At 59.3% G+C, this 24,705-nt stretch carries 19 protein-coding genes and 2 pseudogenes; 13 read left to right on the top strand and 8 right to left on the bottom strand.

The genetic code is table 11. The features are described 5' to 3' along the window. Positions 1 to 22: 22 nt before the first annotated feature. Complete coding sequence (locus HU742_RS10570; RefSeq protein WP_186642453.1) at positions 23 to 2,026, bottom strand: sigma-54 interaction domain-containing protein; 2,004 nt, start codon at positions 2,024 to 2,026, stop codon at positions 23 to 25. A 195-nt stretch (positions 2,027 to 2,221) separates the two neighbouring features. On the opposite strand from HU742_RS10570, the gene HU742_RS10565 reads away from it, so the two are divergent. From HU742_RS10565 to HU742_RS10555, 3 genes are all read left to right on the top strand, one after another. Then, positions 2,222 to 3,244, top strand: a complete 1,023-nt coding sequence (locus tag HU742_RS10565; protein ID WP_186642452.1) for a Gfo/Idh/MocA family oxidoreductase — start codon at positions 2,222 to 2,224, stop codon at positions 3,242 to 3,244. After that, on the top strand, positions 3,241 to 4,032 hold the full coding sequence (locus tag HU742_RS10560) for a TIM barrel protein (protein ID WP_186642451.1): 792 nt from the start codon (positions 3,241 to 3,243) through the stop codon (positions 4,030 to 4,032). Before HU742_RS10565 ends, HU742_RS10560 begins: the two co-directional genes overlap by 4 nt. Positions 4,033 to 4,112: 80 nt before the next feature. Beyond that, the gene (locus HU742_RS10555) at positions 4,113 to 5,039 is read left to right on the top strand and encodes a sugar ABC transporter substrate-binding protein (protein WP_186642450.1); all 927 of its coding nucleotides are present in this window, start codon (positions 4,113 to 4,115) and stop codon (positions 5,037 to 5,039) included. A 2-nt stretch (positions 5,040 to 5,041) separates the two neighbouring features. Here the strand turns inward: HU742_RS10555 and HU742_RS10550 are convergent, their stop codons facing one another. Continuing rightward, the gene (locus HU742_RS10550) at positions 5,042 to 5,917 is read right to left on the bottom strand and encodes a LysR family transcriptional regulator (protein ID WP_186631474.1); all 876 of its coding nucleotides are present in this window, start codon (positions 5,915 to 5,917) and stop codon (positions 5,042 to 5,044) included. A gap of 99 nt (positions 5,918 to 6,016) precedes the next feature. Here HU742_RS10550 and HU742_RS10545 point away from each other — a divergent pair, with 99 nt between their 5' ends. Together HU742_RS10545 and dctA are read left to right on the top strand one after the other, a co-directional pair. After that, complete coding sequence (locus HU742_RS10545) at positions 6,017 to 7,186, top strand: mandelate racemase/muconate lactonizing enzyme family protein (protein WP_186631471.1); 1,170 nt, start codon at positions 6,017 to 6,019, stop codon at positions 7,184 to 7,186. A 100-nt stretch (positions 7,187 to 7,286) separates the two neighbouring features. Beyond that, complete coding sequence (gene dctA / locus HU742_RS10540) at positions 7,287 to 8,594, top strand: C4-dicarboxylate transporter DctA (RefSeq protein ID WP_186631468.1); 1,308 nt, start codon at positions 7,287 to 7,289, stop codon at positions 8,592 to 8,594. Positions 8,595 to 8,649: 55 nt separating this feature from the next. Here the strand turns inward: dctA and HU742_RS10535 are convergent, their stop codons facing one another. Then, entirely contained in the window at positions 8,650 to 9,276 is a 627-nt protein-coding gene (locus tag HU742_RS10535; RefSeq protein ID WP_186642449.1) for a TetR/AcrR family transcriptional regulator, read from the bottom strand. Positions 9,277 to 9,376: 100 nt separating this feature from the next. Between HU742_RS10535 and HU742_RS10530 the strand changes: the two genes are divergently transcribed. From HU742_RS10530 to HU742_RS10520, 3 genes are all read left to right on the top strand, one after another. Next, entirely contained in the window at positions 9,377 to 10,135 is a 759-nt protein-coding gene (locus HU742_RS10530) for an SDR family oxidoreductase (RefSeq protein WP_186642448.1), read from the top strand. Between the two features lie 30 nt (positions 10,136 to 10,165). Continuing rightward, positions 10,166 to 10,906, top strand: coding sequence for an NADPH-dependent F420 reductase (locus tag HU742_RS10525; RefSeq protein WP_367616109.1), 741 nt, complete (start codon positions 10,166 to 10,168; stop codon positions 10,904 to 10,906). Positions 10,907 to 11,052: 146 nt separating this feature from the next. Continuing rightward, positions 11,053 to 11,928, top strand: a complete 876-nt coding sequence (locus HU742_RS10520) for a LysR family transcriptional regulator (RefSeq protein ID WP_186642446.1) — start codon at positions 11,053 to 11,055, stop codon at positions 11,926 to 11,928. Positions 11,929 to 11,976: 48 nt separating this feature from the next. Here the strand turns inward: HU742_RS10520 and HU742_RS10515 are convergent, their stop codons facing one another. Further along, a complete protein-coding gene (locus tag HU742_RS10515; RefSeq protein ID WP_186642445.1) occupies positions 11,977 to 12,402 on the bottom strand; it encodes a VOC family protein in 426 nt (141 codons plus the stop codon). A 181-nt stretch (positions 12,403 to 12,583) separates the two neighbouring features. On the opposite strand from HU742_RS10515, the gene HU742_RS10510 reads away from it, so the two are divergent. From HU742_RS10510 to HU742_RS10500, 3 genes are all read left to right on the top strand, one after another. After that, positions 12,584 to 13,690, top strand: a complete 1,107-nt coding sequence (locus HU742_RS10510) for an NAD(P)/FAD-dependent oxidoreductase (RefSeq protein WP_186642444.1) — start codon at positions 12,584 to 12,586, stop codon at positions 13,688 to 13,690. A 145-nt stretch (positions 13,691 to 13,835) separates the two neighbouring features. Beyond that, positions 13,836 to 14,771 carry a glycosyltransferase family 2 protein gene (locus tag HU742_RS10505; RefSeq protein WP_367616108.1) on the top strand — a complete coding sequence of 312 codons (936 nt, stop codon included), beginning with the start codon at positions 13,836 to 13,838 and terminating at the stop codon, positions 14,769 to 14,771. A 22-nt stretch (positions 14,772 to 14,793) separates the two neighbouring features. Then, positions 14,794 to 15,633 carry an NAD-dependent epimerase/dehydratase family protein gene (locus HU742_RS10500; RefSeq protein ID WP_186642442.1) on the top strand — a complete coding sequence of 280 codons (840 nt, stop codon included), beginning with the start codon at positions 14,794 to 14,796 and terminating at the stop codon, positions 15,631 to 15,633. A gap of 21 nt (positions 15,634 to 15,654) precedes the next feature. Here the strand turns inward: HU742_RS10500 and HU742_RS10495 are convergent, their stop codons facing one another. The 4 genes and pseudogenes from HU742_RS10495 to HU742_RS26775 all read right to left on the bottom strand — a co-directional run. Continuing rightward, positions 15,655 to 17,814, bottom strand: a complete 2,160-nt coding sequence (locus HU742_RS10495; RefSeq protein WP_186642441.1) for a glycosyltransferase — start codon at positions 17,812 to 17,814, stop codon at positions 15,655 to 15,657. Beyond that, positions 17,807 to 18,493: a 2OG-Fe(II) oxygenase gene (locus tag HU742_RS10490; protein WP_186631441.1), complete on the bottom strand. Its 687-nt coding sequence runs from the start codon at positions 18,491 to 18,493 to the stop codon at positions 17,807 to 17,809. Before HU742_RS10490 ends, HU742_RS10495 begins: the two co-directional genes overlap by 8 nt. A 2-nt stretch (positions 18,494 to 18,495) precedes the next feature. Further along, a pseudogene (locus tag HU742_RS26780) lies at positions 18,496 to 19,833 on the bottom strand (polysaccharide pyruvyl transferase family protein); the annotation flags it as partial. Positions 19,834 to 19,971: 138 nt separating this feature from the next. Then, a pseudogene (locus HU742_RS26775) lies at positions 19,972 to 21,195 on the bottom strand (ABC transporter ATP-binding protein); the annotation flags it as partial. 181 nt (positions 21,196 to 21,376) lie between these two features. On the opposite strand from HU742_RS26775, the gene HU742_RS10480 reads away from it, so the two are divergent. Beyond that, complete coding sequence (locus HU742_RS10480) at positions 21,377 to 22,195, top strand: ABC transporter permease (RefSeq protein ID WP_186631435.1); 819 nt, start codon at positions 21,377 to 21,379, stop codon at positions 22,193 to 22,195. Positions 22,196 to 22,250: 55 nt separating this feature from the next. Continuing rightward, positions 22,251 to 24,692 (top strand): glycosyltransferase, encoded by a 2,442-nt coding sequence (locus HU742_RS10475; protein ID WP_186642439.1) that lies wholly within the window; start codon positions 22,251 to 22,253, stop codon positions 24,690 to 24,692. Positions 24,693 to 24,705 lie beyond the last annotated feature (13 nt).

The following is a 24,705-nucleotide window of genomic DNA, read 5'->3' as shown; positions in this document are numbered from 1 at the left end:
AATCGAGCAATCTGGATGACGTTCAGTCTGACTTTGAACGGAACGCATCAACCTTCAATCCGAATCGACTCATTTTGTTGTACAGCCCGCCACGTGACACATTCAACCGCTGAGCCGCCAGGCGGATGTTCCCGCGGGTGTCCTTCAGAGCGGCGATGATTGCGTTCATTTCATGGGTGCCGAGGTCCGCAGCCGCCCGAGGCTCAGGGACGCTGCCCCACGCCGTCGATGGCCGCCCTCGCTGCCTGATCTCCAGCGTAAGATCGCCCGGCAGGATCAGTTCGCTCATCGCCAGGTTGGTCGCCCGCTCAATGACGTTTTCCAGCTCACGGACATTGCCCGGCCAGTGATAGCTGCTGAGCATGTCCAGCGCTTCCGAAGAGAGGTCGTGCATCGACTTGCGTAGCGACCGGGCACAACGGGCGAGAAAATGCCGCGCCAGCAACGGCACATCGTCGCGGCGCATCCGCAGTGGCGGCACCGTCAGGTTCAGTACGTTGAGGCGGTAGTAAAGGTCCTCGCGAAAAGCACCCTCGGCCACCGCTTGGCTGAGGTTGCGGTGGGTGGCGGCGATGATGCGCACATTGACCCGCAGCGATTTTTTCGCCCCCACCCGTGTCACCTCGCCTTCCTGCAGGACACGCAGCAAGCTGACCTGCGCATCAAAAGACATGTCGCCGATTTCGTCGAGAAAGATCGTCCCGCCATCGGCCAATTCGAATTTGCCCGCCGACCCACCGCGAGCCGATCCGGTGAATGCACCTTCGACATGGCCGAACAGTTCGCTCTGGACCAGGTCACGGGGAATTGCGCCGCAGTTCACCGCCACGAAAGGACCGCCACAACGGTCGCTGGCATTATGGATGGCCTGGGCGAACAGCTCCTTGCCCGTGCCGCTCTCGCCGAGGATCAGCGTGGTCGAATCACTGCGGCTGGCAATCCGCGCCAGGTGCATCGCATCTTGAATTGCCCGGGAACGGCCGAGGATGGTTTCAAAGGTGTAGCTGGCCTGGGTGCCGATGATCCGCCGGGTGATTTCCCGAATGCGTCGATTCTCGCGCAACGAAACGATCCGCCCGCCTTGCTCCAGCGGGCAGACCGATACCAGGCAGGCCAGATGGCTGCGGTCATGCAGTTCAAAGGTGCAATCCAAGTCTCGCACCGTCTCCCCGCTTGCGAGCAGGACTGCATCGGTCAACTCACTCTTGCCCAGACTCTCGAACGGGCTGCCGAGCAAGTCATGGCCCACGCGAAACAGCTGTCGGGCGTAATGATTGAGCGCCTTGATGCGGCCTTGCTCATCCAAAACCACCAAGCCCTCGTTGAGTACCTCGAGGACTGTTTGTTGTTCTTCCAGCAAGGCTTGCAGCGCCATTTGCCTGGAGACCGCCTCGGCCGCGGCCTGGACGGTGCCCAGCGTATGGAAATGAAACCAGCCTGGCTCCGCCGTCAACGTCAACATACCCAGCGTCCGGCCCTGGGCATCGCGGATGGGCGCAGCGGCGCAATGCATGCGGCGCTGACGCAGGCCAAGCCCGAAGTTTTCCTCGGCCAGCACGTAGACCAAACGGTCTTCGAGGATCGCCAGCCCGGTGCAATTGGTGCCCTGCACTGATTCCAACAGTCGGCTGCCTATGGGAGTGAGGTCCAGGCCACAGAAGTACAACGTGGTGCCTTCGGCATCGGTCAGGTTGATATGCCCCCTGGGGTTGTAGGCAAGCAAACCACGCATGACTTGCGCCGCCGCGGCGATCAGCAGCCGGTTGGCGGCCAGTGTCGCGGTCAGGGCGGCGGGCGCGACAAAACGATACTCGCCGTCTTCCGGATCCAGGCCGGCACCGACGCTGCGCAACCAGGACTCCCAAATCACTCGCCTGATCCCGCCGGGCCGATGAATCTCACCCGCCAGGCACGCGCGCCAGGCCTCATCCAGCGCAGTGCTTGGCCCCTCGTTCAAGGACGCTGGGCCAAGCGCGGTGAGGTAATCGCGGTCTTCGGCGGTCAATGCTGCGGGCTGATCGTTCATTGTCCGGCTCCATGTCCATAATTTCGACATGTCAGTATAGACATGTCATGCAAATGAACATCGACTCAAGCGCGATCACCGTAAATCCTCTTGTGTTTCAAATACTTAATTATTGGCACAGCGCTTGCTCCTTGCCTGGACAGACGAGGACATTCATACCGCCGAGTCGTAAAAACAATTAAGGGAGTCAAGTTCATGAGCACATCCAACCCACTTCGCCTGGGCCTCATCGGTGCCGGCCGCATGGGCAGTTTTCACGGTTTGACCGCCGCCCGGCACATTCACGGCGCGTGCCTCGCCGCCATCACCGACCCTACCTCCGGCCAAGCCGCGCGCCTGGCGGCAGAGTTGGGTGTACAAAAGATCTATACCGATCCACAGCAACTGCTTGATGACCCGGACATCGACGCCGTGCTGATTGCCGCCCCGGCGCGCAGCCACGCTGAACTGGTGATCAGTGCAGCCCGGGCTGGCAAAAGTGTGTTCTGTGAAAAACCGATGGCCATCACCCTGGACGAAGCGGACCGCGCCATCGCCGCCGCTGCCGATGCACGGGTGACGCTGCAAGTCGGCTTCAACCGGCGCTTTGCCAGGAGCTTCCGCACCGCTCATCTGGACGTGGTTGACGGTCGGATCGGCACGCCACAACTGCTGCGCTCGCTGACCCGCGACCCGGCGCTGAACAATCCGGCGGCGTCGCCGCAATGGGTGATCTTCCTGGAAACCCTGATCCACGACTTCGACACCCTGCGCTACCTGAATCCGGGCGCCGAGGCGGTTGAAGTATTTGTCATGGCCGACGCCCTGATCGCACCCGCCTACAAGGACAAGGGCTTTCTTGATACCGCCGTGGTCACGATCCGTTTCGACAACGGCGCCATCGCCACGGCCGAGGCCAATTTCCAGGCCGTGTATGGCTACGATGTTCGTGGCGAAGTGTTCGGCAGCGCGGGCATGTTGACCATGGGCAACGTCAACGACTCTGATTTGCTGCGGTACCTGGCCAATGGCGTCCAGGCCGACACCCAGCGCATGGACACTGACTTGCTGCGGGATGCCTATGTGGCCGAGCTCAACCACTTTGTCCATTGCGTTCGCAGTGGTGAAAAACCATTGGCCAGCGGTGAAGACGCGCGAGCGGCATTGGCGATTGCCCGTGCCTGTATCGAGTCCTTCCAACAAGGCAAAACGGTGCGTGTGCAAGGAGCGCTCTCATGAGTTTCACACCGTTCAAGCTGGCGATCAGCGCCGAGATGGTCTTCCTCGACCTGCCCTTCGTCGAACGGGTCAAGCGCATCCACGGCCTGGGCTTCAGCGTCGAGATATGGAACTGGACGAGCAAAGACATCCAGGCCCTGGTGGCGACCGGCGCGGATTTCACCTCCATGACCGGCTACATCGAGGGCAACCTGATCGATCCCGAGGGCATCCGGCAACTGCTCGACAGCGCCAAGGAATCCTTGGCCATCGCCGCTCAATTGGGTTGCCCAAGCCTGAACCTGCATGGCACCGGCCTGGATGGTCAAGGCCTGCCGGTCAAACCGGTGATCCAGACCACCGGCCGCATGTGGTTGAACGCCTGCAAGACGCTGGAAAAAATCGCCCGCCTGGGCGAAGACGCGGGTCGGGTCTTCCTGCTGGAAAACCTCAACACCGAAGTCGACCACCCCGGCACACCGTTCGCCCGCGCTGACGAGACCCTGGCGCTGATCGAGGCTGTGGGCAGCCCGCACCTGAAGATGAACCTGGACCTCTATCACGCACAGATCGGCGAAGGAAACCTGATCGAACTGATCCAGCGCGCCGGCAGCGCCATCGGCGAAATCCAGGTCGCCGACGTCCCGGGTCGCATGGAACCCGGCACTGGCGAAATCCATTACCCCGCCATTGCCAGGACCTTGTTTGGCATGGGATACAGCGGTGTCGTCGGCCTCGAAGGCTGGGCCAGCGGTGACAGCGAGGTCGCGCTTGAGCGCTTCAGGCAGGCCTTCACGCTTGATGGATGAGGCCCGCATGTAATCAGCACACGCGGCAAATTTCTGCTCTTGATGACGTTTCAGCCCATAACAACAAAAGGAAAACCATCATGCGTCGTTGCACACTGCTTTTCGCCACCCTGCTATCGCTCTTCAGCCAATGGGCCGCCGCCGACTATCGCATCGGCGTCAGCATCGCCAGGGTCGACGACAACTTCATGACCTACGTGCGTAACGGCCTGGATGAGGCCGCGAAAAAGGAAAACGTGCAGATCCAGTTCGAGGACGCCCAGGGCGACGTGGTACGCCAGCTCAATCAGGTCCAGGGTTTTATCAATCAAAAAGTCGACGCCGTTATTGTCCTGCCGGTGGACACCTCCGCCACCGCCAACATCACCCGCGCCGCGGTCGAAGCGAAGACGCCGCTGGTCTACGTCAACCGTCACCCGGACGAGCGCACTTTGCCCAAAGGCGTCGTCACCGTGGCCTCCAATGACATTGAGGCCGGGCAGTTGCAAATGCGCTACTTGGCCGAAAGGCTCGGTGGCAAGGGCAACCTCGCAATCATCATGGGTGACCTGGCGCAAAACGCCACCCACGACCGTACCGAAGGGGTCAAACAGGTGCTCAAGGATTTTCCCGGCATCAAGATCGTCGAGCAGCAAAGCGCCGAATGGCAACGTAACAAAGGCATGGACTTGACCAGCAACTGGCTACTGGCGGGCAGTCGTTTCGATGCCATCGTCGCCAACAACGACGAAATGGCCATTGGTGCGGCCATGGCCTTGCAGCAGGCTGGCAAAGCCAAGGGCGAGGTCGCGATTGTCGGCATCGACGGCTTGCCTGACGGCCTGGCGGCGATCAAGCGTGGGATGCTGGTCGCCTCGGTCTTCCAGGATCCCAAGGCCCAGGCGACCAGCGCGGTGCAATCAGCACTCAAGATGATCAAGGGCGAACCGGTGGAAACGGACGTCTGGGTGCCCTTCCAGTTGATCAAGCCCGAGCAATTGGCGGTGTTTGAACAACATTACAAATAACCTCAAGTGCCCACCCGGGCCCAGAATGCTTCGGCCGATTGACTGAGCGGTGCCGTTGGACGGGTCAGATGAATTTCCAGCGGTATGTCCCAACTTTCGTCGAGCGCCCTGACCAAGCGCCCGTCGAGCATTTCTTGTTCGGTGAGGCTCTTGGGTAACCAGGCCACGCCTTTGCTTTCCAGGGCCATGGACATCAGCACCGCTGCCAGGTGGCTGCTGAAAAGGGGCTTGAGGTGAAGGTAATCTTCTTTACCACGCAGCCTATGGGCGACGATACGTCCCAGTCCAGACTCGTGGGTGTAGGCCAGGTAGGGCAATGCCGCGGGCGAGGTGCCGAATTGGGCGGACGCACTCGCTAGCGGGATGAGCACGTCTTCACCGACCTTCTTGCCGACGAACTGATCAGGGGCCAGCAGAGGCGGAACGTCGGGATGGCGATGGCAGAGCAGAAACTGCACCTGGCCATGAATCAGCATCTGCTCGCAGACGGCCATGCTGTCTGAATGCAGCTGCACAGCCTCGATGGGCGCACCGTTCTCCGAGCTTCGAAGCCACTTGGGAAAAAACGTAAATGACAGCGAGTGCGTGGCCGCGAATTGCAGCGACCTCGCTGTCATTCCGGCGATCTCTTGAGCCTCGCTGCGGATTCTGTACAAGCGCCTGGCCGCCTCCTGGGCACTGGGCAGAATTTGCCGCCCTGCGTCCGTCAGCGTCGCGCCTTGAGGCGTACGGACGAACAACTGCACGCCCATCCAACTCTCCAGCGAGCGAACTCTGCGACTGAATGCCGGCTGGGTAACGTGCCGCGCCTCAGCCGCTCGAACAAAGCTGCCGTACTCCGCAAGCGCTGAAAAGTCTTCAAGCCAAACCAGTTCCAAGGGCCATGCCTCCTGTGCATAGGGTGCGGCATTAATAGCATTGGGCGGGTGACATCTCAACGCATAACGTGGGGCTGCAAACAACAAGAGGAGCCCGCCATGCGTATCGTAGACATTCGTGAAAAAACCGTTTCCATCGCCTCGCCCATTGCCAACGCCTATATCGATTTCTCGAAAATGACCTGCTCGGTTGTCGCTGTCATCACCGACGTGATTCGCGACGGCAAGCCGGTCATCGGCTACGGCTTCAACTCCAACGGCCGCTACGGTCAAGGCGCGCTGATGCGTGATCGCTTCCTGGCGCGTATCACCGAAGCTGACCCGGATACGCTGGTCGACCACGAAAACAACAACCTGGATCCGTTCGCCATCTGGAAAACCCTGATGACCAACGAAAAGCCAGGCGGCCATGGCGAGCGCTCGGTCGCAGTGGGCACCATCGACATGGCCGTGTGGGATGCGGTCGCCAAGATCGAAGGCAAACCGCTCTATCGCCTGCTGGCGGACCGTTACCGTAACGGCGAGGCAGATGACAAGGTCTGGGTCTACGCAGCGGGCGGCTACTACTACCCTGGCAAGGATCAGACCAAGCTCAAGGCAGAAATGCAGAGCTACCTGGATCGTGGCTACGACGTGGTCAAGATGAAGATCGGTGCGGTGCCGCTGGATGAAGATATCCGGCGCATCGAAGCGGTACTCGAAGTGGTTGGGGACGGTCGTCGACTGGCGGTCGATGCCAATGGTCGCTTCGACCTTCAAACAGGCATCGCTTACGCCGAAGCCATCAAGAAATACAACCTCTTCTGGTACGAAGAAGTCGGCGATCCGCTGGACTACGCGCTTCAGGCCGAGCTCGCCAATCACTATGAATTGCCCATGGCCACCGGGGAAAACCTGTTCTCCCACCAGGACGCCCGCAACCTGCTGCGCCACGGCGGCATGCGCCCTGATCGCGACTATCTCCAGTTTGACTGCGCCCTGTCCTACGGACTCGTGGAGTACATGCGCACCCTGAAAGTGATGGAGGAAATGGGCTGGTCTTCGCGCCGCGTAGTGCCTCACGGCGGGCACCAGATGTCCCTGAACATCGCCGCGGGCCTGCACTTGGGCGGCAACGAATCGTATCCCGACGTGTTCCAGCCTTTTGGCGGCTTCGCTGACGGCATTCGTGTGGAAAACGGCTATGTCGGCCTGCCGGATATTCCCGGTGTCGGCTTTGAAGCCAAATCCGCCTTGTATGCCGTCATGCGTGAGTTGGGCGAAGGCTGACTAGCGCCGATCTGCGGTCTCTTTGAAAGAGGCCGCAGCACCCGGTGTCCCCTCGACGCCAAGCCACATGCCCATCACAAAAATAAAATGAGGTGCTCCCGTGGAAATCTCCCAGTCCCGCTGGTACAGCCAGCTATATGTGCAAGTGCTGATCGGTATCGTGATCGGTGCAGCAATCGGTTACTTCATGCCCAATATTGGCGCCAAGCTCCAGCCCTTTGCCGACGGTTTCATCAAACTGATCAAGATGCTGTTGGCGCCGATTATTTTCGGCACGGTGGTTGTCGGTATCGCGAAGATGGGCAGCATCAAGGAAGTCGGACGGATTGGCGTAAAGGCGCTGATCTATTTCGAGATTCTTTCGACCATCGCCCTGGTCATCGGCCTTATCGTGGTCAATCTCGTGAAGCCAGGCGTGGGCATGAACATCAACGCTGGCGCGCTGGATGGCAGCGCCATCAGCAAATACAGCCAAGTCGCGAGTGAGCAAGGCGGCACCGTTGAGTTCTTCCTCAACATCATCCCGCAGACCTTCGTCGGCGCATTCTCCAATGGCGTCATGCTTCAGGTCATCCTGCTTTCGGTGCTGATGGGGGTTGCCCTGGTTCAAATGGGCGAAACCAGCAAGCCGCTGATCAACACCATCGATCTGTTCCTGCAAGGCCTGTTCAAGATCGTCGCAATGGTCATGCGCCTGGCGCCGATTGGTGCCGGTGCCGGCATGGCTTTCACCATCGGCAAATACGGGATTGGGACCTTGCTGTCGCTCGGCCAGTTGCTGGTCGCGCTCTACATCACCACCTTGTTTTTCATCGTCGTCGTGCTGGGCACGGTTGCTCGATGGTCGGGCATGCCGCTGATGCAATTTCTTCGTTATTTCAAGGATGAAATTCTCATCACCCTTGGCACCTGCTCCACCGAAGCCGTGCTGCCGAGAATGATGGTCAAGCTTGAAAAACTCGGCTGCAAAAAATCCGTGGTGGGCATGGTGTTGCCAACCGGGTACACCTTCAATGCGGACGGCACCTGCATCTATCTGACGATGGCCGCCATCTTTATCGCCCAGGCGACCAACACACCGCTGACATTCGTGGATCAGATGATCCTGCTGGGCGTGTTCCTGCTGACCTCAAAAGGCTCGGCTGGCGTTGCAGGCGCGGGTTTCGTAACGCTCGCTGCGACGCTCACAACCATTCACTCAATCCCTCTGGTAGGCCTGGTTTTGCTCCTGGGCATCGACCGGTTCCTGAACGAAGCGCGAGCCGTAACCAACTTGATCGGTAATGGCATCGGCACCATCGCCATTGCCAAGTGGGACAACTCTTTTGACGTCGAGGCCTGCGAGCGTGAAATCGCTGCCATGAAACACGACAAGGCGGCACGAAAGGCGTTACTGGCGCAGAAGTAACCAGTGCGACACTCCGGTCATCGCGTTTCAAGCACGGCGATGACCGGTGGGGTTTTCAGGTTTGGTTCAAGGCTGGACCGCTGGGACCGTCATCAACTGCACTTGCCTTCAGGCTTTCGGGGCTGCCTGCGCACAAGCCATCCATCACCAGGTCCATCAACCTGGCGAGACGTGGGCGCCATTCGCTCCGGGAGTCTATTTGCCAAATTCCGGCAGTGGCCAGGAAAAAGTCGTCGTGAGTGACCCCGCTACGAATCGTTCCGGCCTTTTCGTTAGCCCTCAAAAGCAATTCGGCTGCTTCCTGGACTGGCGCGTAGCCGGATTTTCCAGGGAACTCGTAAGCGGAAGCGGCCTGGCGTATCGCGGTCGCAAGTCCCGCCTTGGTCATCGCATATTCAACGAGGCAGTCCATCCATTCTCGGAGCGCCTCTTTCGGCGGTTTTGTCGCGAGCAGCTGTTCCGCCAACGAGGCCACCTGCTGCATTTCGAATTGATACACCTCGAATACCAGGCTCTCCCTGGTGGCGAAGTGCCGATAGAAGGTGCCCTGTCCGACTCCGGCTTTCTTGGCAATCGTGCTCAGCGCAACGGCAGGATCATTTGTGAGCTCCACCACGGCGACTTCCAGTATCCGTTCGCGGTTCTTCCTGGCGTCAGAACGCATCACCAATTCGTCAGGCATGGGCAAAGTTTTTCCTTGAGCGCATTGCAAAGCGGACAGCTGTCCGCTAAGTTTGAAAAAGCGGACATCTGTCCGTTTCAGCATCTCACTGGAGTTTACTATGAACGGCACTGGCAATACGATTCTGGTTACCGGCAGCACCTCAGGTATCGGCCTTGGCTTGGCGCTCAGGCTTCACAAGGCGGGCAACAGGGTCATCATCGCGGGACGGCGCAAGGCTTTGCTCGACAAAATTGTCTCGGAACATCCAGGCATTGAATCGGTAGTGCTGGACGTCTGCGATCCACAATCGATCCAGCGCAGCAGCGAAGCGCTTGCGGTCAGCCACCCGAATCTGAACGTCCTGGTCAACAACGCCGGGATCATGCATTGGGAGGATTTGACTGACTCCGGCTACCTGAGCACAGCCGAAGACATCGTGGCAACGAACCTGCTTGGCACGATTCGCATGGTGTATGCCTTCACGCCCCAACTGATCAAGCAGCCCAGTGCCACGATCGTGAATGTCAGCTCAGCGTTGGCATTTGTCCCACTGCCGGCGACACCGACCTACAGCGCAACCAAAGCGGCCGTTCATTCATTCACACAAAGCCTTCGCGTGCAGCTGCAAGCCTCGTCAGTCGAGGTTATCGAGCTTGCGCCACCGGGTGTGCGCACCTCTTTGCTCGGTCAGGAAAACGACGAACATGCCATGCCTTTGGAGGAGTTCCTGGATGAAATCTTCGAACTGCTCAAGCTGTCTCCTACCCCGCGCGAACTGGTTGTCGAACGCGCCAAGCCTTTACGGTTTGCTGAAGCGAGCGGTTCACACGATGAGGTATTGAAAATGCTGGCGGAATACAAAGCACCGGCAGCGTGACGGTCAACAATTGTTATCTGTGAAGAGGTCATTGAAATGAAAATCGGAATTATCGGCGCGGGCAACATTGGGGCAACCCTCGCCCGTAAACTTGCGGCGTGCGGTCATGAGGTCAAACTGGCGAACTCGAGGGGGCCGCAGAGTATTCAGGCCCTTGCCAACGAAATCGGCGTACGCGCCGTGACCAGGGAAGAAGCGGTGTCTGAGGTGGACGCCGTTATCCTCTCGGTTCCATTCGCTGAATATCCCGATCTCAGGCAGACGCTGCGCAATGCTTCCGAGAAAGCCGTCGTCATCGACACCTCCAATTACTACCCGGGACGTGACGGGGCGATTGAGGACATTGACAGTGGCAAGCCCGAAAGCGTCTGGGTGAGCGAGCAGATCGGCCGCCCGGTGGTCAAGGCATGGAACGCCGTGCTCGCAGCAACGCTTGCCGACAAAGGCCAACCCGCCGGGTCTTCGACACGTATCGCCATCCCCGTAGCGGGGGATGACACCGAGGCTGAGGCATTAGCGCAGGGTCTTGTCGAGGACACCGGCTTCACCGCGCTTGCCGCGGGCTCCCTTGAGGACTCATGGCGTCAGCAACCGGGCACGCCGGCGTACTGCACCGAACTGACACTGCCGGAGCTGAAACTGGCCTTGTGTGCAGCGGATAAAATAAAAGCGCCACACAACCGGGACGCACTCCTGGCCTGCTTCATGGCCCCGGGCAGTCAGTTTACCCATGAGCAAATTATTGCCGCGAATCGGGCAATGACAGCCTGACAGATGGGCCTGAGCGGGACCTTCGCTCCGCGAGAACGACACCAACTGTCGTGATTACTGCATAACGATATGCAAGTTTTACGATCCGCTACCCGCCAACAAAAAAACAAATGTATTCACCGTAGAAACATCATTACTCTTTGACCATGATCAAAGAACTGAAAACATTCATTGCGGTGGCGAGAGAGGGAACCTTCGCCGCGGCCGGCAGCAAGATAGGGCTCACCCAGGCCGCTGTCAGTGCGCAAATGCAACGCCTTGAGGCGGAGCTCGGCGTCGAGCTGTTTGACCGTAAAGGACGATCAGCCCAGCTCAACCGAATGGGGCAACAGGTGCTGCTGCAAGGGCAGGACCTGGTCCGTCAGTTCCAGAATCTGGGCACGACAAACGTCGGGCTGCCCACCAGCGTCCTGGTAACGATTGGCGCGATTGCCTCTGTGCAACGCTCATTCCTACCGCAAGCGATTGCTCATTTTCATCAGCAGTTTGCGCAATGCAGGACACGTGTCATTCCGGGTCTTTCCATGGAACTGGTCAATCAGGTGGATGCCGGCGAAATCGACATGGCAGCGATCATCCGTCCGCCCTTCTCGCTTCAAAGTGACTTGCGCTGGACAACGTTGACACGTGAACCCTATCGCCTCATCGTCCCGGCCGATATGCCGGGCGATGACTGGTCGGAGCTGGTTTCAACCCAGCCATTCATTCGTTACGACCGATCTTCTTTCGGCGGCCGGCAGGTAGACCGTTTCTTGCGACAAACCCACGTCGTATTGCACGAAGTGTGCGAGCTCGACGAGCTGGATGCGATCGTCAAGCTGGTGGCCAACGGCGTCGGCGTGGCCCTGGTGCCTGAAACCGCCACCCTACAGGAGTGGCCGGCAGCGGTCCGCGCCGTAGACCTGAAACAGCGCACGTTCCACCGCGATATCGGCCTCGTGCACCGTGCCCGCCGCAGCCTCACCGAACCGGTAAAAGCGCTGGTCCAACTGATTACCGAACAGGGTTTGAAGAAGCCTTGACGGCTCCCACGGCAACCAGACGATAAGCGCAGCCCGCTATCGGCAGTATTATTTCGCGAAAAGCTGACTCATATCCTTGAATGCCTTGAACTCAAGCGCGTTACCGCAGGGGTCGAACAAGAACATGGTCGCTTGTTCACCGACCTGCCCCTTGAATCGAATGTAGGGCTCAATCACAAACTCGGTACCAAAGGACCTGAGACGCTCAGCCAGGGCCTCCCATTGCGCCCACTCGAGAACAATCCCGAAATGCGGGACCGGTACGTCGTGACCATCCACCGGGTTACTGTGGACGCTGTCTTGAGAAGCGGTCTTCGGGTGTTCGTGGATCACCAATTGATGACCGTAGAAGTCGAAATCGACCCATTGGCTGCTGGAGCGCCCTTCGCAAAGGCCAAAGACCTCTGCGTAGAAGGTGCGGGCTGCAGCGAGGTCATAAACCGGGATTGCGAGATGGAAAGGAGAAAGACTCATCAGGACTCCGATACAGCTATTCATGGGGTTGTGAGATTGGGCATTGCACGCGTTGCCCAACGTCTTTTTTGCAGGTGATTTATGCTAAAGCCGCACCAACCTAATAAAAATCAATATAAATTTTTCACAAACACAATTTTTATTTGTACTTAAGTGCATGAGCATTCATAGGAGCTGTGACGTGAGTGTCGATATCGATTGCGTGGTGGTGGGTGCGGGCGTGGTGGGGCTTGCTGTCGCGCGCGAAATGGCCCGGGCCGGCCACGAAGTGCTGGTGATCGAAGCCGCAGAAGCCATCGGTATTGGCATAAGCTCGCGTAACTCGGAGGTCATCCATGCGGGGATCTATTACCCCCCCGGGAGTTTGAAAGCCCGACTCTGCGTCGAGGGCAGGCATGCGCTCTACGCCTATTGCGACGGCCACGGCGTCAATACGCGTCGAACAGGAAAACTGATCGTCGCCAACACTGACGCGCAAGTAGGCCAGCTCCAGGTATTGCTCCAGCGAGGGCGTGAGAACGGTGTAGATGATCTGCGCCTGCTTGATCGTCATCAGGCCACCGCTTTGGAACCGGCCCTTGAATGCATTGCTGCGTTGTATTCACCTTCGACTGGCATCGTTGATTCCCATGCGCTGATGTTGGCGCTGCAAGGGGATTGCGAGGCAGCCGGCACCAGCATCGCGTTCCATGCCCCATTGCTCGCTGCAAAAGTGACGGCCGACGGTTTTCTGCTTGACGTCGGTGGGGAGGCCCCCATGGCGCTCGCCTGTCGCCGACTGATCAATGCGGCTGGCCTGCAGGCCCCGGCATTGGCCCGGCGCATCGTTGGATTGGCGCCCGACACGGTGCCACGTGACTATTTGTGCAAGGGAAGTTACTTCAGCGTGTCAAAGCCTGTGCCCTTCACGCACCTGATCTACCCGGCACCGGAAGCCGATGGCCTCGGGGTGCACATGACCATCGATCTGGGCGGGCAGGCACGCTTCGGCCCGGACACCGAATGGATCGAAACCGAGGATTATCAGGTCGATCCAGCTCGCGCAGACGGCTTCTATTCCGCCATTCGCAATTACTGGCCCGGCTTGCCGGACGGCAGCCTGCAGCCGGGCTATAGCGGGATTCGCCCGAAGATCTCGGCGCCTGGCGAGCCTGCCTGCGATTTCCTGATCAGCAGCCCGCGCGAGCATGGCGTTGCGGGGCTGATCAACTTGTTCGGCATCGAGTCCCCTGGGCTGACGTCGTGCCTGGCCATCGCCAAGCACGTTCGCGAGCTGATTGAGCGTTAAAGCGGCCAGACGTGACGGTCCACGGAGCACACATCCGCGCCCGGACTGGTCGACGGGCGAGGACCTGCTATGGTGGATACAGGCCTGAGTAGTTGCGATCCCATACGTATTCAGGTTCGTACAGGGAGTGACGAAGTTGGAAGCAGTGGAACTGCTCGCTATTGATGAATTGGCCACATCGTCTCCACGTGGCGAGTGTGATGTGATCATCGTCAATTACAACGCTGGCGAATACTTGCTGGAGTGCGTGGAGTCGGCGTTTGCCGCCGGTGCGTCCAGGGTGATCGTGGTGGACAACGATTCTCGCGATGACAGCCTGAAGCTGCTTGAACGAACCCACGCGGCTGGCGACTCGCTTGATATCCTGCGCAATGCCGCGAACCTCGGCTTCGCCGTGGCGTGCAACCAGGGAGCCCGCCTGTCAGCGGCGCCCAATTTATTTTTCTTGAACCCGGACACGGTATTGGCCGCTGATGCGATAAGCCGATTGCTGCTGACGCTGCGCAGCTCGCCGGAGATCGGCATGGTCGGAGGGTTCCTGTGCAATCCGGACGGCAGCGAGCAAGCCGGCGGACGACGGGTGTTTCCGACGCCAAGGCGCGCCTTCATGCGGGCTTTCGGGCTTTCGCGGCTCTCAACTTTTTTCCCGTCGGTGTTGTCGGATTTTCTACTGCACAAGGAGCCGCTGCCCAGCGCGCCCATTGTCGTTGAAGCCATCTCGGGGGCGTGCATGCTGGTCAAGCGCGAAGCCATCGAGAGCGTCGGGTTGTGGGACGAAGACTATTTCCTTCATTGCGAGGACCTGGACTGGTGCATGCGCTTTCATCAGGCCGGATGGCGCGTTCTGTTCGTGCCAGGTGCCCGGGTCATGCATGTATTCGGGGTTTGCAGTCGGCACCGTCCGTATTTTGTCGAATGGCACAAGCACCTGGGATTCTTGCGTTTCTATCGCAAGTACTTCCGTCGCAAATACCCTGCCGTCCTCTGGATCAGCGTGGTGATCGGCGTCTGGTTTCGATTCAGCCTGATGGTCCTTCGCCATGCGACTCTGCGGCTCAAAGGCACATGGAATCTACGCTAAGGGACCTCAATTGCGGATAGGGATGTTGGGCGGTTCCAGCCTCCTGGGCGAGCGCGCCCTGCCGTTGCTGGCCCAAAGCGGTCACACAACGAGCGCCTTCACCCGAGGCCTACCCAAGGTGCCCTGCTCCGGTGTGACGTGGCGAAAGGCTGATGACTGGCACGCACTGGAGCTGGACGTTTTCCTGTCATTTGCGCCCATCTGGGTGCTTGCCGACTATTTAAGGCGCCTTGCCAGCACCCGCATCAGACGCGTTGTCGTCCTGTCGTCCACGAGCCGTTTTGCCAAGCAAGCATCACCTGATATTCGCGAAAGACAGGTGACGCAACGCTTGATACATGCCGAAGAGCAGCTCGAACAGTGGGCGATCGAACGGCAAATCGAATGGGTGATCCTGCGCCCGACCATGATCTATGGCTTTGGTCGCGACAAGAACATTTCTGAAATAGCGCGGTTCATTCAACGCTTCGGTTTTTTTCCGCTGATCGGTGGCGGTACCGGGCTGCGTCAGCCGGTGCATGGCGATGACGTGATCCAGGCGTGCCTGTCCGCCATCGGCACAGCTGACTTGCCCAGTGGCGGCTACGACCTTTCGGGGGGAGAAGTCCTGTCTTATCACACGATGGTGCAACGCATTTTCCAGGCCCTGGGCCGCCCTGAACGGACATTGCGCCTGCCCGCCAAGGCGTTGAGCCGGGGCGTTTCGATCATGCGCTGGCTGCCTCGCTATCGACACCTTTCCAGCGCGCTGGTGGGGCGAATGAATGAGGATTTGGTGTTCGACCATTCGGATGCCCGGGACCGGCTCGGGTTTACTCCCAGGGCTTTTCAGCTGATGGCTGAGGACTTGCCTGGGGGCTGAGTTGGAGCCTGCCTCTTCGACTTAGCCCTTCCCTCCCACCCCAGTCTCGTCACGCTGGACATGGGTTTGCCAAGCGCCCCATTTGCTTTCGAAGTACGCCTGGTTTTTATCCCAGAGGGCCTGATATTCGCCACTGGCGATCAGCTTTCTGAACGAGGCCTGCCCGTAGTGGTGGATAAACGCATCTTCGGCGCAGACTGTCCGATAGCCGGCCGACTGGACGCGTCGACTGTAGTCGTCGTCTTCGAACATCCCGATACCGAATGCCTCATCCAGATACCCCACCTCTTCGAGGATGCTGCGGCGAAAGGCCACACAAAACATCGCCAGCATCGAGATATCGAACGACTGTCCCTGGTGGGCCTCGGTATGGCGGTCGGCAAAATTTTGCATCTGTTGGATGTCGGTGTAGGAAACCTCGATTTTCGCCTCGTTGCCTACCGCATTCGTGACCGGTCCGACCAGGCCGATACTCGGGTCCCTCAAATGCATGACCAGCGGGTCCAGCCAGCCGCCAGGCACTACCGTGTCGTTGTTGAGCAGCAGCAGGATGTCACCGTCGGCTTCGCGCAAACCCTGGTTGTTCGCCGCGGCGAAGCCCCGGTTGTCCGGGTTGAGGATGATCTTCGCGGTCGGTACTTCCTGGCGCAGGCGTTCAAGATAGTCACCCGTGCCGTCGTCCGAACCATTGTCGACAACAATCAGCTGGTAATCGGGCCAGGTGGTGTTAGCCAGAATGCTGTTGACACATTGAATGGTCAGGTTGAGGTTGTTGTACGTCACGAGCACGATGGAGACTTTTTCGTACAGTCCGGCGATTGCCATTTGCAGGCTGTTGAATCGATCCTTCCAATCATTGGCCCGGGCGAGTTCCACGCGGCGCTTGTTGAGCGCCAGGTCGCGCTCGGCCAAGGCTCGCTCGATCTGCTCGATGAATTCATCGACCCCGGTGGCGAAGTACAGCAAGTCCTTATAGACGTTCATTTCCGCCAGTGGCGTGGAGATCACCGGCTTGCCCGCGCTCATGTACTCGTAGAACTTCACCGGATCGACCGCATGCGTCACGTTGTAGAGCCTGAAGGGAATCAGGCAGGCATCGAAGTGATCCAGGTAAAGCGGCATCTGCGAGTAAGGCTTGCGACCCAACAACTGCACATTGGGCTTGTGCTCCAGGCCCGCCATATCGTCGACGAAAACATCCCCCACCAGGATGAAATTCCATTCCGGCCGCCGGTCCGCCATGGCCGCCAGCAAGGGATAATCGAGCCATTGCGCCAGGGCGCCGTAGTAGCCAATCACCGGGCCGGCAAGCCCGCCCAGTAGATCATTGGTGAAACAGTGCTGGCGAAAAAAAGCGAAATCCACCGCGTTTCGGACCAGCACGCAGCGGGGGTTATGGGCACACCATTTCTGGTGAAGCAACGCGGCGGAAACAGTCACCAGATCCGCCTGGACAACCAGGTTCTTTTCTTCGCTCAGCAGTTGTTCGCCGATGTTCGGAAACCCATCCCAGTCATCCATGCAGTCATAGTGGATGCGCCAGCCATACCTGGTGCGCAGGCTGAGTGCCACGGGGCTCCAATAAGCGATATGCACCACCGAAAGTGCGGTTCTGATCTGCAGATCGGCGGTCAACGCAGCCATGGCACGCAACAAGGCCTGATGATTTTCAGGCGTGACTATTTTTTCGTAATACGCCTCCTGGAAATCGCGCTGCAGTGCCACTTCGTAAATATTGGGCGCCACCGATGTCAATCGATAGGGCTGCCCCTGTTCCGGCACTTCGCAGGGAACGATATAGAACACCCGATAGCCATTGCTCGCAAACTGGCTCATCAACTGCTGCGGTCGCTGGAAGCGTGCGGCCCAGTCGATGTTGGCGAAGCAGAGAATATCCAGGCGGCCTTTTGTGCCGAAATCAGCTTGCACCTCGACGTTCGGCAATGGCTCCGGTGCTGCCGGGTAGACGATCGCAGCGGTTGTTTCGGGTAATTCCTCGGTGGCGGCGAACCCATAACGCAGCACCCGGAAAAGCGACCGCAATGGCCGGGTAAAACGCCACGAACGGGTCTTTTGCAGGAAGTCGACTTTTGCCAAGGCGATGTCGCGTTCGTTGATGGCCGCGTCTCGTTGAGCCAAGGCGGCGTCGCGGTCGATGAAGGGGCTGTCAGGCTTAAGCACGTGGATACTCATGCAGCGCAGTGCCGTCACCCGGCGGCCACAGGGAACTGACAGAACCCGGTCGATAAAACGTCGCAGTCAGGCTGCGTCGGGAAGAATGGCAGCCGCGTACCACGGGCGTGACGGCATGCCAGGAATTATCCGAGCGCACCAGGATCGCCGAATTGCCCACCAGCGGCTCGATCTCCGCCGCCACGGCAGTGGGATCGTTGCGGTGCAGGATGTTCAGGCAACCGCCGTCGTTGCGGTCCCAGGACTCATTGAAATAGAGGATATGGGTGACCAGTTTATCGGGCAGGTCCGGATGCGCTCCCAGGCTCGCGCCGGGGCCGTAATGAAAGACATTGACCTCCATCGGCACGCTGCGCAGATCGATTCCGGTCAGCTCCGACATGGCCTCGCGATAGCCGGCCGAGCCAAGGTCCTGCGCCAGCCGCAACCACGCCTCGCTCAGCTCCTGCGCAAAAGCGATGGTATCGGTGCCCATGCCCAGCAAGGCGCGAGCCTCGTAGTCATAATTTTTCTCGCCGCCATAACCACTCACCGTCTTGAAGTGATCATGGGGAAAGGACGCCGCCAGCGCGGCGGCATCCTCGGCCGAGTACAGGTTGCCGATTTCAGCCCATGTGAAGGGATGAGTCCTTAGAGCCGCTGGCGTGAGACGCGAGAGATCTAGCATTGTCAGTTCTTGATCGCTGTGAGGTTTCTGATACCACGGGCGATGGAACGCAGTGGTGCGGTCATTCGGAATGAATGGGAGTTCTGTAGCTCCAGCATCCTGGCGTCACTGCGGGCCAGTTGCTCACGGAGCTGGACGATCCGTTGCTGCTGGGCAAGGTTTTGTGCAGGTTCAATGACGTCCGGCTTCGGCACAACGGGGCTTGCCGGACACTCCGCAGGCGATGGTTCAAGCCCCTCGGCCGCCGCCTCGAGCAGATTGGGCAGATGCTGTAGAAAAGCCCCTAACACTGGTTGGGACGCCGTTTTACCCCGGCGAATGATCGCCGCGACTCGGTCCCAATGCTCGACCAACCGATCCGCCGCCGCACGCGCCGCGGGCGATGGGTGGGTCTTGCCCACGCGGGCGCGGAACCATTGCGGATCGACCGTCGCCACGTCCGGCAACGCATGGAGTGTGTCGAACCCGGCCAGCGCGGTGTACTTGCCCGTGGTCAGGTCCGCCGAGCAAAACACCGGGACGCCAAACGCCAGGGCGGTGATCGCCAGGTGATAGCTGTGGCCGATCACCGCTTGGGCCTGGCTGATGATCTGCGCCATCAGCAACGGTTCCGGCCAGAACGATAAGGTGACAGCCCCAGGCAAGCGCGCGGCAATCACCGACGGATCGTCACCCAGGACGGGGCCAATCGGCACCACCAGGAACTGATAGCCCTGGAACGCCTCGGCGTGGTCTTCGAACAGTCTTACAAAGGGTTCCACCACATGAATGGCGTGGATCACGATGTAGGGCCCGCTCAACCCGGCGTGCTGGCGCAGGCGAATGAACTCGGCCGAGGGCTGCTGCTCATCGATCAGGCATGGCAAGCCAAACGCGGTATCGGGCAGCACTTCGATTTCGGCCTGTCCGGCAAGCGCGCCGAGGGCATCGCGCGACAGTGCGTCACGGACGCGCACGTACTGGCTTTGCTCAAGGGCCATTTTCAACAACGGCCTGGCCCAGTCGGGAATTGCGTTGCAATGCATCCCCGGGGCGTTCCACATGAGTGGGATTGCGTGCTGCAGCGCGATGAGCGCAGGGGTCAGCCAATAACCGGTAGGGTGATGGATCTCGTCGGTTGTCGGACCATAGCCGTGGGCAACGACTTTATCGAATCGGATCAGGAAGCCGCCGCCGATCAATACCCCATCCAGGCTGGGCGCTATGTGGGGCAGCTCCGTCAACGACGTGACCGCATAGGGCCATTCCGGCCGGGTTTTCCCGTGATAGGAAAACCGATGCAGATTGACCGGGCCCAAGCGCCGGGTCAGCTCCGCCTCGGCGATGATCGGAAACAGCAGATCGCCGTAGTTTTCTACGTCGAACGTGCCAAATATGGCGACCTGCCAAGTGCGTTCGTCCCGTTGTTGCGTCAAAAGCCTCGTTCCTTGAGTCCCGCAGGGCTTGGGCAGCGACTCGACCGGTGGTAGATCGATCCTCTGCAACCCCAGGTCAACCATGCCCAAGAAATTCCTCGGGTTGGGCAGCATATCGAACGCCAAGGGCGCGACCTGCTTCTCGATCAGCTGCGAGGTATCTTCCGTCGCCCCGTGCAACAGCTTGAGCGTGACATGATAGCGTCCCTGCGCGAGGTTGGCCGGGAAGCGCACCGTAATGGCCGTACGCCGCCAGCCGTTTTCGACGGGCCCCGGTTGCAGTGCGAAATTGCCCCCGCCAATCACCAGCAGCCTCGCCTCCTGAATGGTGAAACTGATGTTGGGTTGCATGATCGACTCATGCAGCACCGCCTCGACGTAAATCTCGATGTTGTCGCCATACAGGTAGCTGGAGCATAGCTGCTGGGTGCTGGTGAAGCAGGCAGCGCTGATGTGCCCTTCTTCAGTCCCAAAGGCAATGCCCTCCTGCCCGCCCATGAATGACTTGCGCGTAACCGGGATGACCCCGCCACTGGCCCAGCGACGTTGCTCGTCACGCATGTCGAGCAAGTGCAGCTCGGCCATTTCATCGGGCGAGCCGCTCGCAACGACCCGGCCTGCGCGCAGGTAGATGACCCGGTGGCAGAAGCGCTTGACCATACTCATGTCGTGGGAGACGAACAGCAGTGTCGTGCCGTTGGCAGCCAGCGCTTCGAGCCGATTCAGGCATTTGAATTGAAAGGATGCGTCACCGACGGAAAGGGCCTCATCGACGATCAGGATTTCGGGCTCCACACAGACCGAAACAGCGAAGGCCAGCCGTACCAGCATGCCGCTGGAATAGATTTTGGTGGGCTGGTCGATGAAATCGCCGATATTGGCGAAGGCGAGGATGTCATCGAAGCGAGCGTCGATTTCCGCGCGACTCAAGCCCAGCACCGCCGCGTTCACATAGACGTTTTCCCGGCCGGTGAACTCCGGATTGAAGCCAGACCCCAGTTCGAGCAACGCGGCAATCCGCCCATGCGACTGGACGCTTCCCCGAGTGGGCATCAACGTCCCGCAGATCAATTGCAGCAAGGTGGATTTGCCGCTGCCGTTACGGCCGATGATACCGACAGTTTCCCCCCTTGCGATGGTCAGGGAAACATCGTCCAAGGCCCAGAACTCACGGTAGAAACGCTTCCTGCCGCGCACCAGCATCTGCAACAGGCGGTCCTTGGGTGCGTCGTAGATCTGATAACACTTGCCCAGGCTTTTGGCGCTGATGGCCACTTCAAACGACATCGGCAAAACCCTTCCATGAATCGCAACCAATAGTGCGGCGCTACCGATCAGTCCTGCTTGGGCGCTGCGGATGAGTTAAGCACAGATGGGGGAAAAAACTTGAAGGAATCGACACTTGGCCTACCCTCCATGAGGACGCGATTCAAGGAGTTCCAGATACAGTCTTGAGGATCAAGCACCGATGCAGTCGTTCAGCACGTCCCCCGCCGCCATGATCAAGAGTGTCCTGATCAATCGAATCCTGATCTACGTGTTGATCCGCAGGGAAGTCATCGGTCGCTACAAAGGCTCGGTGCTCGGTATCTTGTGGTCGTTCTTTACGCCGGCATTGATGCTGGTGGTCTACACCTTCGTGTTCAGTGTCGTTTTCAAGGCCCGCTGGTCTGGCGGCGATGAATCCAAGAGCGAATTCGCCCTGGTGCTGTTCGCTGGCCTGCTGGTCTTCAACCTGTTTTCCGAATGCCTGAGCCGTGCGCCAGGCCTGGTGCTGGCCAATACCAACTACGTCAAGAAAATCGTGTTCCCCCTGGAAACCCTCCCCCTGGTGTCGCTCGGCGCGGCGCTGTTCCACATGGCGGTCAGCGTACTGGCCTGGCTGATTTTCTATGTCGTCCTGTTCGGCACCCCACCGGTAACTGCCCTGCTGTTGCCGTTGGTGCTTCTTCCGTTGGTGTTGATGACGCTGGGAGTCTCCTGGTTTCTCGCCTCGATCAGCGTCTACCTGCGCGATATCGGCCAGTTCATCGGCATTGTCATCACCGCGATGCTGTTTCTCTCACCGATCTTCTATCCACTTTCGATACTTCCACAAAGCTATCAGGCCGCCTTGCAGGCAAATCCCCTGACGCTGCCGGTGGAAATGGTTCGCGATGTACTGTTCTGGGGCAGGCCACCGCAATGGGAGCACCTGGCGGCGTATTCGGCTGTCTCGGTGCTGATTGCCTGCTCCGGGTTTGCCTGGTTCCAGAGGACACGCAACGGCTTTGCCGACGTCATATGAGTGGGTTAGCCGTGGCGCCGTGTCCAGCAACCGTACCAAAGGACTAGATAACCGCATGGACCAGATCAACCGTCTTGTTGATTGCATTGACCAACTGACTCGCTCAACCCAATCCAGAACCCTTGAAAACTTGCAATTGGCCAAGGAAATCGAGAGTCGAGATCGGCTTATCAAACAACTGGACCTTGGTTCAAAAGCGCTTCGCACGCGCCTGTCACTTCAGGAAGGCAAGACCGGGCGACTGCGCGAGCAACTGCGGGTCGCCGAACAGCGCCTCAAGGACGCCGAAGCATTACTCCAGGCAAGAGAAAGCGAGGCCGTCACACTTTCTGATCGGGCGCAGGATCTGAGTGCCCAACTGACGGCGAAGCAGGCTGAGCTGTTCAAGCTTTCCGACTGGGGCAACGCCATTGAACGCGCACCGCTGAGGTATTCGATACGCAAGCAGCTGTATAAATTATCGCGCTGGGTCTACGCCTGGTTGCCCCTTCCCGCACAGCAAAAAAGCCAACTGGCGCGTCGGCTTCGAAGCTGGTTGAAACCCGGCAAGGCCACGCCAGGCGAATCAGCGGCAACCGCTGGTTTCCTCCCGCTGCAACCGCCCGTAAACCTTGCCGTGCCATCCACCCTCGGGCAGCCCGTGATCCTGATGTTCGGTGTAATTGACTGGCATTTTCGTATCCAGCGTCCACAGAACCTGGCCAAGGAGTTGGCCCGAGCCGGACAAACGACTTTTTATATCTCGAACAACTTCATCGACGACGATGCTCCTGGCTTCGAAGCAAAGCCGCTGGGGGGATCCAACCGACTGTTCCAGATCCGTTTCAAGGTGCTTGGTGCACCGGCCATCTATCATGCCCCGCCGTCAGCGGCGGCGATTCGCCAGTTGTGCGAAGGCCTGGCCATGCTCCTGCGATCAGCGAGCGTCGAAGCCGTGGATTGCATCGTCCAGCACGCCTACTGGTTCCCGCTGGCAAGGCGTGTCCCCAACTCCACGCTGGTCTATGACTGCATGGATCATCACGCAGGCTTCGGCAACGTTGCCCAGGAATTGCTTGACCTTGAGATTGCCTTGATGCGCAGGGCCGATCTGCTGGTGGCGACCTCCGACTGGATTGAACAACACGGCAAGCGGGAAAACCGCAATGTAGAGGTGATCCGCAACGCCTGCGAATTCAGTTTCTTCAGCCGACGTCCCGACAAGGTCTACCGCCCCCCCGGCGACAGGAAGATCATCGGTTACTACGGTGTCATAGCCGAATGGTTCGATCTGGACCTGGTCAAGCGAGTCGCCCAGTCCTTTCCGCAGCACCTGGTACTGTTGATCGGCAGTGATATCGTCCAGGCGAAAAAACACTTCAAGGCCTACCCGAACGTGGTCCTGGAAGGCGAAGTCCCGTATGGCTCCCTGCCCTATTACCTTCACGCCATGGACGTTTGCCTGCTTCCATTCAAAGTCATGCCTTTGACCCTCGCCACCAACCCGGTCAAGGTCTATGAATACCTGAGCGCGGGAAAACCGGTGGTGTCGGTGAAGCTGCCGGAGTTGAGCCAGTTCGGCAAACTGGTCTGGGCGGTTGAAGAGCCGACTGAGTTCATCTCGGCCATACGCGGTGTCCTCGGCACATTGCCAGAGGCCAGCGCTACGCTGGAGGCTCGTCAATCGTTCGCCCGGGGCCAAACCTGGCAGCACCGGGCCGCCAGCCTGCGCGAAGCCATCGCGACATTGCCCCAGCCCAAGGTCAGCGTCGTGGTGTTGACCTACAACAATCTCGAAATGACCAAGGCCTGCCTTGACAGCCTGCTGAGCCAGAGCCAGTACCCGAACCTTGAAATCATCGTCGTCGACAATCATTCCAGCGACCAGACTCCAGCCTTTCTCACTGCCTGGGCCGAGGGACATCCAGACCGGATCGTGATCCTCAACCCGGACAACAAAGGATTCGCCGCCGGCAACAACCTGGGCCTCGCAGCGGCCAGCGGTGATTACCTGGTGATCCTGAACAACGACACGGTCGTCACCGCCGGTTGGGTCAAGGGCTTGATCCGCCACCTGCGGGATCATAAGGAGATCGGCATCATCGGCCCGATCACCAACAACATCGGCAATGAGGCCAAAGTGGGCACCCGCTATAGCCGCATGGAAGACATGCCCGCCGAAGCCGCGCAAATGACCCGCGCCCGCATGGGCGAGTGGTTCGAGATCAACACCCTGGCGTTCTTCTGCGTGATGTTCCCGCGCTCGACCTACGAACAGATCGGTGGCCTGTGCGAAGAGTACGGCCTGGGGTTCTTCGAGGATGACGATTACTGCCGCCGGGTACAGCGTCTTGGCATGCGCGCGGCCTGTGCCGAAGACGTCTTCGTTCACCACCACCTGTCCGCCTCGTTCAACGCCTTGGGGGCGCGAAAAAAACAGGCACTTTTCGAGAAAAACCGGGCGATCTACGAAAGCAAATGGGGACTGTGGGTCCCGCACACGTACCGGGATGTATGAGCACCCTTTTGCA

It is taken from the genome of Pseudomonas marvdashtae, from assembly GCF_014268655.2.
GTDB lineage: Bacteria > Pseudomonadota > Gammaproteobacteria > Pseudomonadales > Pseudomonadaceae > Aquipseudomonas > Aquipseudomonas marvdashtae.
The sequence above is the reverse complement of the archived record's forward strand: the minus strand, read 5'-3'. Positions and strand labels throughout refer to the sequence as shown.

Coding starts and splice junctions, on each gene's coding strand:
- HU742_RS10565 (WP_186642452.1), top strand. CDS start 2,222: ATGAGCACATCCAACCCACTTCGCCTGGGCCTCATCGGTGCCGGCCGC.
- HU742_RS10480 (WP_186631435.1), top strand. CDS start 21,377: ATGCAGTCGTTCAGCACGTCCCCCGCCGCCATGATCAAGAGTGTCCTG.
- HU742_RS10535 (WP_186642449.1), bottom strand. CDS start 9,276: ATGCCTGACGAATTGGTGATGCGTTCTGACGCCAGGAAGAACCGCGAA.
- HU742_RS10490 (WP_186631441.1), bottom strand. CDS start 18,493: ATGCTAGATCTCTCGCGTCTCACGCCAGCGGCTCTAAGGACTCATCCC.
- HU742_RS10530 (WP_186642448.1), top strand. CDS start 9,377: ATGAACGGCACTGGCAATACGATTCTGGTTACCGGCAGCACCTCAGGT.
- HU742_RS10500 (WP_186642442.1), top strand. CDS start 14,794: ATGTTGGGCGGTTCCAGCCTCCTGGGCGAGCGCGCCCTGCCGTTGCTG.
- HU742_RS10515 (WP_186642445.1), bottom strand. CDS start 12,402: ATGAGTCTTTCTCCTTTCCATCTCGCAATCCCGGTTTATGACCTCGCT.
- HU742_RS10555 (WP_186642450.1), top strand. CDS start 4,113: ATGCGTCGTTGCACACTGCTTTTCGCCACCCTGCTATCGCTCTTCAGC.
- HU742_RS10520 (WP_186642446.1), top strand. CDS start 11,053: ATGATCAAAGAACTGAAAACATTCATTGCGGTGGCGAGAGAGGGAACC.
- HU742_RS10545 (WP_186631471.1), top strand. CDS start 6,017: ATGCGTATCGTAGACATTCGTGAAAAAACCGTTTCCATCGCCTCGCCC.
- HU742_RS10560 (WP_186642451.1), top strand. CDS start 3,241: ATGAGTTTCACACCGTTCAAGCTGGCGATCAGCGCCGAGATGGTCTTC.
- HU742_RS10475 (WP_186642439.1), top strand. CDS start 22,251: ATGGACCAGATCAACCGTCTTGTTGATTGCATTGACCAACTGACTCGC.
- HU742_RS10570 (WP_186642453.1), bottom strand. CDS start 2,026: ATGAACGATCAGCCCGCAGCATTGACCGCCGAAGACCGCGATTACCTC.